This is a genomic window from Luteibacter sp. SG786 (genome assembly GCF_011759605.1).
GTDB lineage: Bacteria > Pseudomonadota > Gammaproteobacteria > Xanthomonadales > Rhodanobacteraceae > Luteibacter.
Map to the genome: position 1 here is coordinate 296795 of NZ_JAAOYX010000002.1, position 11998 is coordinate 308792.

The window sequence follows — 11998 nt, forward strand, 5'->3', positions numbered from 1 at the left end:
GGCGAGGGACGGGTGCAGGGAAACGCGGGATGCCGGCGGCGAGAGGCGACGGCCACCCACGACATGGCCCTCCGCCTGTCCGGTGTACCTCGAGGCCGGTCTCCGGGCTTGCGAGCGCAGGGGTTGCCTGCCGGACGGCGCCTTCCCATGCCTCGTGGGCACAGTGGCTGGATGCCGACCTTTTGCTCGCCTACCGTTGCGGGGGCAGCTCCGGAATGGCGGCGGCATGGAGACCGCGCGCGTCACCGGATTCCCGTTTCAATCCGCGGCACTGATGCCTTGGATCACCTTGGGCGGCGACAGTGTAGCCGAAGCCGGGGCGCGGCGGTCACGCCAGCGCAGGAACGTGCGCTCCACCGTGTAATGCAGCAAGGCGCCACCGGCGAGGGTCGCGGCGGCGAAGATGCCGAAGCGCAGGTAACGATGGTCGAGCAGATAGCCATCCAGATGTCTCTCCACCATGGCGAAGACGAGCTTGTGGCTGAGATAGAGACTATAGGAGGCACGCGCAAGCCAACCGGCACCGGGAATGTCCAGGCGTGCCAGCCAGGTGGCACCGCTGGCCGCCACCACGAAGGCGGCCAGCGCCAGTGAGAGCAACGGGTAGCCGATCACGCATGGCCAGAACGCCGTACGGGCGCCGTCGAACAGTACCAGCGATGCGATCAGGAGAATCGCTCCGACCGCCAGCACCGCGCTTACCCGCGCCTGCATCCAGGCCATGGCCGCCGGCCGGTACACCCGGCACGCGGCGAGGGCCACACCGGCCATGAGCCCATCGAGTCGCGACCACGTGGGGTAATAGAGATGCCGCAGATACGCCAGCCCGTCGTTCCCGCCGCTCGTCTGGAGGGGTGCCACCTCGTGCGTCCACAACCAGGCCCGCAACAGCACGCCGCCGACGACCACGGCGGTACACACGGCGGCGAACTTCCATGCCGCCGGGCGCTGCGCGAGCACAAAGGCGAGGAACGGGAACACGAGATAGAAATGCTCTTCGACGCACAACGACCATACGTGCGAGAACGCGTAGTTGTCGCTGTTGTCGAACAGCAGGTTGAAGGTGAAGGTCGGGAACTGCCACCACGGCTGCATGCCGGGCGTCTCCCGCCAGCCAGGCACGAGGGCGTAGATCGCGAACACCACGAAGAAGGCAGGCAAGATGCGCACGCATCGCCGCCAATAGAAACCTGCGGCATCGATACGGCCCGTGTCGCGCAGCGACTTCATCACCTGCGAACCGATGAGGTAACCGCTGAGCACGAAGAACAGGTCCACCCCCATCCAGCCGGAGCGCTCCAGGGCGCCGAAACCTTCGCCCAGCCCGCCGACCAGATAACTGTGGAACAACATCACCCAGACGATCGCGATGGCGCGAAGCGTGTCCAAGCCAGGCGTCCTGTGCATCGGTGTCTTCCCCCTGTTCGTGGCGCGATGTTCGGCCATCGGCGGGACATGCCGCGGCGCGGGTCATGGCGATTTGCGGGCAATGCGCCGGTCGCACCGCGACCGGTAAGATGCCCGCACACGAACGACGGGGTAACTGGCAATGACGGAAGCGGCACCCGGCTCGCTCGCCTGTGTGGGTGTGGGAATGACCCTGGGTTCCCATCTCACGCCGCTGGCGCGCAGCCACATCGAATCGGCCGACGTGGTGTTCGTTGCCGTATCGGACGGTCTCGTGGAGCAGTGGGTGCGGCAGATGCATCGCGACGTGCGCAGCCTGCAGGCCTTCTATGCCGACGACAAGCCGCGGCAGGCCACCTACCGCGAGATGGTCGATGCCATGCTTGCCGAGGTCCGGGCTGGCCGGAAAGTTTGCGGCGTGTTCTACGGCCACCCGGGCGTGTTCGCGCAGGCGCCCCACGAGGCGATCGCACGTGCCCGCGAGGGAGGCTACGCCGCGCGCATGGAACCGGGTGTGTCATCGGAGGATTGCCTGTATGCCGACCTCGGCATCGACCCGGGGCGGTTCGGGTGCCAACACTTCGAGGCCACGCAGTTCATGCTCAACCGGCGCAGGGTCGACCCGTCCGCGTGGCTGATCCTCTGGCAGGTAGGGATTGCCGGCGACCTCAGCGGCGGACGCTTCGAGACCGACCCGGGCCGCCTCGCGCTGCTTGTGGATGTGCTTGCCCGCCACTACCCGGAAACGCACGAGGTGGTGGTCTATCGCGCCGCCACGCTTCCCTTCCAGGAGCCGCGCATCGAGCGCATGCCGCTGGCCGATCTGCCACGGGCCGCGCTGGGGATGTCCGACACGCTGGCGGTACCGCCAGGCCGCGCCCTGGTGCCCGATCCGATCGTTCGCGAACGGCTGGCCGCGCTCGGTATACAAACCTGAACCACGGCCCTTAACAGGCGGCCGGCTGGGTCGCGCTATGATCGGGCCGCGTACGTGCACCTGGGGAGGTGTACGGCGCCACCAATCAGGGGAACACATGTCGAACATCATCGATTTTCTTGCGCGCATGGGCGCCAGCGCCACGATGCGCACTTCCGGCAAGGCCGACCTGGCCAACGAACTGACCGCTTGCGACGTCGAACCCACGCTCGCTGCCGCGATCCTCGCCGGCGATGACGCCACGCTTCGCGACCGGCTCGCACCCGGCAAGTTCTTCGGCATCCAGCTCGATCAAGAGGAACCCGAGGAGCAGGAAGACGGCGACGAAGAATCGTCCGTTCGTTTCGCACAACGCAGGGCGTAAGCGCTTCGCCATGGACATGGCACGCCGCATCGGACGCTGCTGCCGGCCGTTCGTCGCGCTGCTTGCCCTGTGCGGCCATGCCGCCGTCGCGTTCGCGCAGCTGCAACCGGGCGAGGACGCGACCGCGACCCTCGCCCGGGCCGACGCCAACAAGACCTCCGATCACCAGCATTTCGTCGATACCCTGGTCCGGCTGGAGAACGATTCGACGCGACTGACCGAGAAGCAACGGGCCCATCTCCAGTACCTGGAAGCGTGGCAGGTGGCCTACGCCGGCGATTACGACGCGGCCACGCCGCTGCTGGAGACCGTCGCCGGCAGTTCGCCGGACAAGGTGCTGCGGTTTCGCGCCACGGCGACGCTGATCAACATCCTCGGCATTGGCCACCGTTACCAGGAGGCGTTTTCCCGCCTGACGGAACTGACGGACATGCTTCCCGCGGTCACCGATCCCCAGGCGCGCGTTCAGGGCCTCGGCGAGGCCGCCCAGATGCTCGCGACGGCGGGACAGTACGACCTGGCCGCCGATTACGCGGAACGCATGATCCAAAGCACCCCGGCCGGCGACAGCGCATGCAAGGGTACGTTCATCAAGCTGCACGCGATGTTCCGCGGCAAGCGGATCGACGGAACCGACGACCGCTATGCGCGAGGCATCGCCGACTGCCAGACGGCAGGAGAAAACCTCATCGCCAACGCGCTGCGCGCCGACGTGGCGGATACCGCGATTCGCAACGGGCAGCCACGCGATGCCATCCACCTATTGGAATCGCACTACGCCGACGTGCTTCGCTACGGTTATCCCAGCCTGACCTCGCAGGTGGAATCGCTGCTGGCGCAGGCCTATTGGAACGAGAACAACAGTGAAGCCGCCGGCAAATACGCCAGCGCGGCGGTGAAGAGCGCGCCCAGCGGCGAATATTCCGAGCCCCTCGCGGTAGCCTTGCGCACCTTGTACCTCATTGCGAGGAAACAAGGCGACTTCCAGGCCGCGACGCAGTGGCTCGAACGTTACATGCAAGCGGACAAGGGCTACCTCGACGACGTGAGCGCGAGTGCCCTCGCCTATCAGATGGTGAAGCAGCAGGTCGTGTCCAGCCGCATGGAAGCAGACGCCCTCGACAGGCAGAACCAGATCCTCCACCTGCAGCGCGAGGTGGACAGGCGGTCCATCGAAACGAGCCGGCTCTACATCGTGCTGTTGCTGACGGTGGCCAGTGCCATCGCGCTTTGGTTGATCCGCACCAAGCGCGCGCAGTTGCGGTTCATGCGCATGGCGCGCCGTGACAGCCTCACCGGCATCTGCAATCGACAGCACTTCGTGGAACGGGCACAGCAGGCATTGCTGGCTTCCCACAAGGCAGGCAGGGCCTCATGCCTGATCCTGTTCGATCTGGACCACTTCAAGCTGGTGAACGATACCTATGGCCATTCGGAAGGCGACTGGGTGCTATTGCGCGTGGTCGCGGAATGCCGCGATCACCTGCTCCAGGACGACGTGTTCGGCCGCCTCGGCGGCGAAGAGTTCGCGATCCTGTTGCCCGGCGTCGACGAGGCCGACGGAGCAAGACGCGCGGAGTTGATCCGCGCCGCCATCGCCGCGCCTCCCGCCGGAGGACCTTCGAGCGCCAGGGTGACGGCGAGCTTCGGCGTCGCTTGCACACGGCGCCATGGCGCCGACCTCGACCGTCTGCTCGTGGTCGCCGACGAAGCGCTCTACGAAGGTAAATCGGCAGGACGCGACCGGGTCGTGGTGGCGGTGGCGCATTCGGACGCCGGGAAAGCGCGGGCGCCGATGGCGCCCTTGGCGTCGAAGCCGCTCGGGCTGGCCCGGTCCTGAAGGTGGAGCTGTGCCGGGCCTTCCAGAGGAAGGCCCGGCCGACGCGTTACAGGCAGCTGTTGATGCTGTCGTAAACGGAGTGACGCGACATCGGAAGCTTCGCGTCCAGCGGGTTTTCGCCGTCCACCACCTCGTAGAAGGCGTCGATCGGCGTGTTCTTGGCGAGCATGAGCTTGCACTTGAACAGCCGCGCGCTGGTCGTCACCGCACCGGTTTTCTTGTTCACGGAGGAACTGCTGCCCGAGAACGTCCACAGGCACTGTTTCAGCGTGGACTTCGTGACATCGACCGAACAGCGCAGTTCCATCGGACGCAGGTTGGCGAATTCGCCTTCGCAGAACGTGTCGCCGCAGATGCGATTGAAGCCCGCGACGAGCTTGGCCTCCGCATTCGCAAAGCGATCGATACCCGCTTCATGGGCCGGCCAGTCGGTGGCGTCGACGTAACGCTCGGCGACGGGCTCGGCCGCGAAGGCAGTGCCGGCAAAGCCGGCGGCGGTGACGACGAACAGGCTGGCGGCGAGGGTCTTTCGGATCATGCGTTTGTCTCCGTTGAAAGGAGCACGTATGAAACCCTCAATGCGTACGCGGGTCTGCTCGCTCCTGCCCACGGAACCTTGTAGTCCGTTGCATCATGGAAGACAGCCGACCAGGCTGTCGTACACCGTATGCCGCGTCATCGGCAGCTTCTTGCTGAGCAGCTCGCCGTCGTGCATCGCTTCGTAGAACACGTCGACCGGGGTGTTCCGCGCGAGCCGCAGGTTGCATTTGTAAACTTTGGCCGACGACCGTACGGCACCGTTGGAAGCATCCACCGATGTGCCGCTGCCCGCGAAGATCCAGAGGCAGCGCTTCATGGTGCCATTCGACGTGTCTACCGAGCAGCTCAGCTGTATGGGCCGCAGGTTCGGGTACGGGCCCTCGCAGAATGCGTCGCCGCAGAACCTGTCGAAACTCAACGAGAGCATATGCTCGGCCAGCGCGAACTTCTGCAAGCCCGCCTCCTTCGTGGGCCAATCGATCGCGTCGACGTAGCGCGGGGGCATATCCCCCACCGCCCGCGCAAGGCAAGCGGTGGGAAAGACAAACAAGGCGATGGCCAGAAAGGTATGGCGCATGGCGGCGTCTCCATGGGGGGCGAGCGCGTATGGAACCCCCTTCCGTCACATCGCGTCTGCCACCGCCGCCCACGCCGGGCCGTAGCGATAGGCGCTACAACCAGCGCCCGTAGCGGCGGATGTAGAGCGTCTTCACCAACTGCGTAAGCATGCAATAGCTCACCAGCGTAAGCGCCAGCCAGGCAAAATAGACGCCAGGCAACGGCTGCATGCCGATGCGCGCGCCCAGTGCGGAGTACGGGATGAACATGCCGGCCACCATGATCGCCCCGGTGAGCGCCAGCACCGGCGCCGACGCCATGCTGCGCAGGAACGGAATGCGCCGCGTGCGGATCATGTGCACCACCAGCGTTTGCGACAACAGGCCTTCGATGAACCAGCCGGACTGGAACAGCGACTGGTGCGCCACGTCGTTCGCGCCGAAGTAGTGCCACATGAGCCAGAACGTGGTGATGTCGAACACGGAACTCACCGGCCCGATCCAGACCATGAAGCGGCCGATGTCTCCCGCATCCCATTTGCGCGGCTGACGCAGGTATTCCTCGTCCATGCGGTCGAACGGAATCGAAAGCTGCGACAGGTCGTACAGCAGGTTCTGCACCAGGATCTGCAATGGCATCATCGGCAGGAACGGCAGGAAGGCACTGGCCACCAGCACGCTGAACACGTTGCCGAAGTTCGAGCTGGCGGTCATCTTGATGTATTTCATGATGTTGCCGAACGTGACGCGGCCTTCCACCACGCCTTCTTCCAGCACCGTCAGATTCTTTTCCAGAAGGATGATGTCCGCCGACTCCTTCGCGATGTCCGTGGCGGTGTCCACCGAGATGCCCACGTCAGCGTCGCGCAACGCCGGCGCGTCGTTGATGCCGTCGCCCAGGAAGCCCACGGTGTGGCCCAGCCGTTGCAGCGACTTCACCACCCGGGCCTTCTGCACCGGCGACATCTTCGCGAACACGGTGGTGTGCTCGACCATGGCGTCGAGCGCCGCATCGTCGAGTTGCTCGATGTCGCGCCCCAGTGCGGACGCTTCCACGTCCAGGCCCACTTCCACGCAGATCTTCCGCGTGACGGCCTCGTTGTCGCCGGTGATCACCTTCACGGCCACGCCGTGGTGGTGCAGCGCGCGAATGGCCGTGGCGGCGGAGTCCTTCGGAGGATCGAGGAACGCCAGGCATCCCACCGCAGTGAGGCCGGACTCGTCGGCCACGCCATAGGCGCGGTCGCTGGAGGGATCGCGCCGGATGGCGACGATCAGCACTCGCAGGCCATCCTCGTTGAGGCGATTGGTCATGGCGCGGATCGCCAGGCGCTTTTCCTCCGTCATGGGCTCGACCACGTCGCCGGTGCGCGCCTGCGTGCAGATCGCCAGCATTTCCTCAACGGCCCCCTTGCACACCAGGAGCTGTTCGCCCTGGCCGTCTGTCACCACCACCGACATGCGCCGACGCTGGAAGTCGAACGGAATCTCGTCGACGATGCGGTAACGGCCCGCGGACGGCTCCAGGTCGCGATGGGCCAGCACCGCCTTGTCCATCAGGTTGCGCAGGCCGGTCTGGAAGCGGCTGTTGAGGTAGCCGTATTCCAGCGCTTCGTCGCTGTCGTCGCCGGAGAGATCGACGTGGCGCTCCAGCACGATCTTGTCGAGCGTGAGCGTGCCGGTCTTGTCCGTGCACAGCACGTCCATCGCCCCGAAGTTCTGGATGGCGTTCAGGCGCTTCACCACCACCTTGCGCTTCGACATGGCGATGGCGCCCTTGCCGAGGTTGGCGGTGACGATCAGCGGAAGCATCTCCGGCGTGAGGCCGACGGCGACCGAGAGGCCGAACATGAAGGCTTCCAGCCAGTCGTGCTTGTCGATGCCGTTGATGACGAACACTACCGGCACCATCACGGCCATGAAGCGGATCAGCAGCCAGCTCACGGAGGCGATACCGCGGTCGAAGCTGGTCTGTACGCGTTCGCCGGAAAGGGTGCGGGCCAGCGACCCGAGGTAGGTGCGCGGTCCGGTGGCGAGCACCACGGCGGTCGCGGTGCCGGACACCACGTTCGTGCCCATGTAGCACACCGTAGGAAGGTCCAGCGGGCCGGCGTTCCCGGCTGCCGTCGTTCCGTTCGGCGCCCACTTCTCCACGGGAATGGATTCGCCCGTAAGGATCGCCTGGCTGATGAACAGGTCCTTTGCAGCAAGCAGGCGGAGGTCCGCAGGCACCATGTCGCCCGCGCCGAGGTGCACGATGTCGCCTGCGACGAGTTCCTCTACCGGTACCTCGATGCGCTCGGCGTGCCCGTCGTCGGCACGGCGCGTCACGGTGGCCGTGTTGCGCACCATCGCCTTCAGCGCTTCGGCGGCGCGCGACGAACGGAATTCCTGGGTGAAAGACAGCACCACGCTGATGCCGACCATCGCGGCGATGATGATCGGGCCGGTGTAGTCGTCGGGTTCGGTGAAGAGTTGCACCACCGCGAGCGCAAGCAGGACCACGATGAACGGGCTGCGGACCGCACGCAGCAACTGCACCGACCAGTGCGGTGGTTTCTCGTGGCCCACCTCGTTGACGCCGTCGCGGTCCAGGCGTTCCGCGATCGCGGCTTCGTCCAGGCCGTCGGGACGCGTGTCGAGCGCGCGCAGCAGTTCGTCCGCCGGACGGTAGGCGTCCGCGCTTGCGATGGTTGGGGTCTTGGCAGCGGTGGCTGCCGGCGAGGTGTGGATCTTCATGGCTCGCTGCCTTTCCGGACCCCGGTCCGGAGGCGCGAGCGGTCGTCGGCGTTAGCCGAGAGCGGGCGCGCCGGCACGGAGCCGACGTTCGGTGTCGCTATGGAATCGGGCGGAGAGCGGCGTAAGCCGCGCCGTCGTGTCTATGTCGCAGTTCATGGCCGCGGGAGTTTGCCATCCGCCGGTTTCGTCTGGCTTTCGGTGGCTTCGAGCGAACGCGGCACGGTGATCGTGCGCTTGGCCGGCACGGGTCCGGTAGCGCGGCGACGGGCGAGTGCGAAAGCGAGACGGCGGCCGAACATGCGCGGACCGGTCTTTTCGAGCTGGAGGTTCATGGCTCAATCCTCGAAATAACGGAAGCTCACGGCTTCCGGACGAGGAGAGCCGGACTTTCCCTAGCGGAGGAAAGCGCCGGCCGACCGGGTGCGGTCGCCGCGGGCGATGAGTTTTGCCAGCGCCGGGACCCGATGCGTGCGGGAGCCGGCGCGTCGACTAGGGTAGACGTCCATATGCCTGGGTAAGGTAAGGAAGGTGCCGCCACGCGACACATCGTGTGGTAGCCGGCGAATTGTCGCGCCGCAGCGTGGATCGGTCAAGGGCGCGAACTGCCGCCGCCCCGGCTGTTGCGACCCGTTCACGATGTCACGGCAGGTACCGCCACGCCCCAAGGCGCCGGCGTCTGTCGTCACGGGGAAATAACACCCGGAGAGCCAAGCTCCTTCGCATGGAAGGGTTCATAGGGATATGAAACCATGGCCTCCCTCGATTCCAATACGCCGTTCATCACTGCGGTGGACCCGCGTGGGTTGGTGGTGCGTGCAATACGCTATAACCGAAGGCAGGAGAGCCTTCCGGCAGAAATATGTCTTTCGCGCTCCGGATACGACCGTATCGGCCGCCGGGTCGCCGAGTGGAGTCCCGGGCGAAGCGGCATCGACGATCGCCCCCAACTGACGCTGACCTACAGCCTTTTCGGTGCCGTACTTCGACGGCACAACGCCGACAAGGGCGCCGGAACCTCGCTATACGCGGCGACTGGAGTTGCCGTATTGATGTGGGACGAGCGCCGCACCGTGACGTCCATTACCTACGATTCGCAATCAAGACCCGTAGCGTGGCACGAACAGATGCTTGATGAGGACTCCGGCCGCTGCCTGGAGAGGCGGCGCTATTCCGGGCCGGAGGGGGCTGACTCCAACCATTGCGGGCGAATTCGACGGCACGAAGATCCCGCAGGAGTTCTAGAGTGGACCGAGCGCTCCATCGACGATCAGCCTCGCGTAGAAACCCGCCGTTTTTTGAGCACACTGACTCCTCCCGACTGGCCGGAGGCAGAATCCGATGGTGATGCTCTGCTCGAAGATGAAGAGTACGTAACAAGGTGGACCTACGACGCCGTCGGCTCCCCTATCCTTCAAGTGGATGCCGCCGGCCATCGGCGGGCCAATTCTTTTGGGATGGGAGGTAACCTTTCCGCGGTCCGGTTGACGTGGGCCAATGGCGGTGAACATCTACTGCTGGACGGTTTGGAGTACGACGCCCAGGGCCGGATTACTGCTCAGAAAGCTGGCAACGGTGTGATCACTAGTACGACCTTCGACCCAGCCAGTGGTCGCCTCCTGGATTTCGTGACAAAGCGAGCCGACGGTCACGTGGTGCAAGCCATGTCGTACGGCTACGACCCAGCAGGTAACGTCGCTTCCATCAACGACACGACACTGCCGGTTCGCTACTGGCGCAATCGCCGCAGCGGTGGCATGAACTCATTTCGTTACGACACCCTGTATCAACTTGTGGAGGCGACGGGCCAGGAAAGCGCGGGGGCGGGAATTCTTCCCACGCTTCCCCCTTACCAGCCTATCGGGGACGACACGGTGTTGACTCCCTATATCCAAGCCTACACGTACGACGCAAACGGTAACTTGGCCTGTATGCAACACACAGGGACGAATTCATACACCAACGAGATAAGAGTTGCACCCCACAGCAATCGGGCCATTCCATGGACACCCGGTGATCCGGACCCTGATTTTGAAGGGGCATTCGACGGCAGTGGTAATCCGAAGCGCCTGCAGCCTGGCGGATCGACGCTTTGCTGGAATGGCCGTAATCAACTGCGCAGGGTAGTGTCTGTAAGTCGAACGGCCGCGCCCGACGATGACGAGGTGTACGTCTATGACGGCAGCGGAAAACGCTTGCGCAAAGTTTGCACGCGCTTGACAGAAAACACCGCGCAGATCAGTGAGACACGCTACCTGCCCGGCCTGCAATTGCGGACAAGTTCGCATCGCAGCGAGATTCTGGAAGTAGTCTCCGCAACGATGGGCAGGATCACAATAACTGGGCTCCACTGGAAAGCCGGGCGACCGCAGGGAATCGAAGATCTCCAATTGCGTTACACGTTCGCCGATCACCTGGGCAGCGCTGTCGTCGAGCTCGACGGCGACGCAGCCCTCATCTCTGCAGAACACTACTACCCTTACGGAAGCACCGCGTGGCGATCGGCGCGCAGCGCCATCGAGGCCGATTACCGCACAGTGCGATACAGCGGTGAGGAGCGAGATGGGACCGGTCTCTACTATTACGGCTCTCGTTACTACGTCCCATGGCTGGGGCGCTGGCTCAATCCTGACCCAGCAGGCGAGATCGATGGGCTCAACCTGTTCGCCATGGTCGGCAACTCGCCCATTCGTTATGCCGACGAGACCGGCATGCAGATGACACCCATCCAACTGCTAAGGCAGAACTACAGCACAAACGTGAAGCCATTCATTGTCGAGAGAGCAGAAGCAGACAGAGATCGGGCCACCGGCCGCCTAGTCGAGGAATGGGGTGTGAGCGAGCCTGAAGCTACCCGGCACCTCGAATCCATCGTCAGTGCCGTCCGTGGCGCGCCGTTCTCCATCAATGTCAATGCCACGCGGCTTTTGCAGTTCAGTGGCAGCCATATTCAGAACGCTTTCGAGTCAGGCACCCGGCGAACCGAATCGTACCTCGCCCGCCGCCAGATAAGAGACGAACTTCTCGTACGCATCGACACAGCAGGCGAATCCTTTCGAAAGGTATTTGCGCTTAACACACCCAGTGGCGAGACAAACATTGATTTCGACCCCAGGTCGCACCCGATACATGGGGCAATCCAGCTCCATAGCCCCTCTACGCGCGAAGGGGCCGTACCAGAAAGCATGCGCAGGGACTACGGTCTTTCCGCGTTGTTCATTGACGACAACGTCGTGAATTACATGACATTCACGCCGGACGATTCCATGAATCTTTACTGGGAATCGGGTGCGGACTCAGGCGATGCGGGAATGGCTGAGTTTCAGAGTCGCCTCGCCAACTTTGCGAATCCTTACCCTCTCGTTAGATACGCGACCCCGGACCAGTTGAAGCACTACAGGATGCTTGCAGAGGGCAGCCCTGTCGACCGCCCTCTAAATCCTTATGTCGAATGGCAAGCGCATACAGAAATCCCACTAACAGGCGGAATAAAGACGATTGCCGTACACCCCGCGGAAGCTTCCTCCGCTCCGAAGCGCTGGTTTGGCCAAAGTTTCCATACTCGTATGACCAATTTCGCGAAGAAACACGGATCCGAGCTGGTCTGGCTCTGAATC

8 protein-coding genes, 1 pseudogene and 1 riboswitch are annotated in these 11998 nt (G+C 64.1%); of the genes and pseudogenes, 4 read left to right on the top strand and 5 right to left on the bottom strand.

Translation table 11 applies throughout. From position 1 onward, the window contains the following. Positions 1-75: 75 nt before the first annotated feature. Positions 76-307, bottom strand: a riboswitch (cobalamin riboswitch). A gap of 23 nt (positions 308-330) precedes the next feature. Then, positions 331-1407: pseudogene (locus tag FHS47_RS13165) on the bottom strand (acyltransferase); the annotation flags it as partial. A 142-nt stretch (positions 1408-1549) separates the two neighbouring features. On the opposite strand from FHS47_RS13165, the gene FHS47_RS13170 reads away from it, so the two are divergent. The 3 genes from FHS47_RS13170 to FHS47_RS13180 all read left to right on the top strand — a co-directional run bounded on the left by FHS47_RS13170 (position 1550) and on the right by FHS47_RS13180 (position 4548). Continuing rightward, on the top strand, positions 1550-2344 hold the full coding sequence (locus FHS47_RS13170; protein ID WP_208381999.1) for an SAM-dependent methyltransferase: 795 nt from the start codon (positions 1550-1552) through the stop codon (positions 2342-2344). Positions 2345-2441: 97 nt separating this feature from the next. Then, positions 2442-2708 (top strand): hypothetical protein, encoded by a 267-nt coding sequence (locus FHS47_RS13175; protein WP_167028625.1) that lies wholly within the window; start codon positions 2442-2444, stop codon positions 2706-2708. Positions 2709-2718: 10 nt separating this feature from the next. Continuing rightward, on the top strand, positions 2719-4548 hold the full coding sequence (locus FHS47_RS13180; protein WP_167028628.1) for a GGDEF domain-containing protein: 1830 nt from the start codon (positions 2719-2721) through the stop codon (positions 4546-4548). A gap of 46 nt (positions 4549-4594) precedes the next feature. Here FHS47_RS13180 and FHS47_RS13185 read toward each other — a convergent pair whose 3' ends face one another. The 4 genes from FHS47_RS13185 to FHS47_RS13200 all read right to left on the bottom strand — a co-directional run bounded on the left by FHS47_RS13185 (position 4595) and on the right by FHS47_RS13200 (position 8716). Next, entirely contained in the window at positions 4595-5086 is a 492-nt protein-coding gene (locus FHS47_RS13185; protein WP_167028631.1) for a hypothetical protein, read from the bottom strand. Between the two features lie 93 nt (positions 5087-5179). Next, a complete protein-coding gene (locus FHS47_RS13190) occupies positions 5180-5665 on the bottom strand; it encodes a hypothetical protein (protein WP_167028634.1) in 486 nt (161 codons plus the stop codon). Between the two features lie 94 nt (positions 5666-5759). After that, positions 5760-8384: a magnesium-translocating P-type ATPase gene (gene mgtA / locus FHS47_RS13195; protein WP_167028637.1), complete on the bottom strand. Its 2625-nt coding sequence runs from the start codon at positions 8382-8384 to the stop codon at positions 5760-5762. A gap of 152 nt (positions 8385-8536) precedes the next feature. Then, positions 8537-8716, bottom strand: coding sequence for a hypothetical protein (locus FHS47_RS13200; RefSeq protein ID WP_167028640.1), 180 nt, complete (start codon positions 8714-8716; stop codon positions 8537-8539). 417 nt (positions 8717-9133) lie between these two features. Between FHS47_RS13200 and FHS47_RS13205 the strand changes: the two genes are divergently transcribed. Beyond that, complete coding sequence (locus tag FHS47_RS13205) at positions 9134-11995, top strand: RHS repeat-associated core domain-containing protein (protein ID WP_167028642.1); 2862 nt, start codon at positions 9134-9136, stop codon at positions 11993-11995. Positions 11996-11998 lie beyond the last annotated feature (3 nt).

Bases quoted from the DNA above. Each gene is read 5' to 3' on its own strand.
- FHS47_RS13170 (WP_208381999.1), top strand. From the start codon at position 1,550: ATGACGGAAGCGGCACCCGGCTCGCTCGCCTGTGTGGGTGTGGGAATG.
- FHS47_RS13175 (WP_167028625.1), top strand. From the start codon at position 2,442: ATGTCGAACATCATCGATTTTCTTGCGCGCATGGGCGCCAGCGCCACG.
- FHS47_RS13180 (WP_167028628.1), top strand. From the start codon at position 2,719: ATGGACATGGCACGCCGCATCGGACGCTGCTGCCGGCCGTTCGTCGCG.
- FHS47_RS13185 (WP_167028631.1), bottom strand. From the start codon at position 5,086: ATGATCCGAAAGACCCTCGCCGCCAGCCTGTTCGTCGTCACCGCCGCC.
- FHS47_RS13190 (WP_167028634.1), bottom strand. From the start codon at position 5,665: ATGCGCCATACCTTTCTGGCCATCGCCTTGTTTGTCTTTCCCACCGCT.
- mgtA (WP_167028637.1), bottom strand. From the start codon at position 8,384: ATGAAGATCCACACCTCGCCGGCAGCCACCGCTGCCAAGACCCCAACC.
- FHS47_RS13200 (WP_167028640.1), bottom strand. From the start codon at position 8,716: ATGAACCTCCAGCTCGAAAAGACCGGTCCGCGCATGTTCGGCCGCCGT.
- FHS47_RS13205 (WP_167028642.1), top strand. From the start codon at position 9,134: ATGGCCTCCCTCGATTCCAATACGCCGTTCATCACTGCGGTGGACCCG.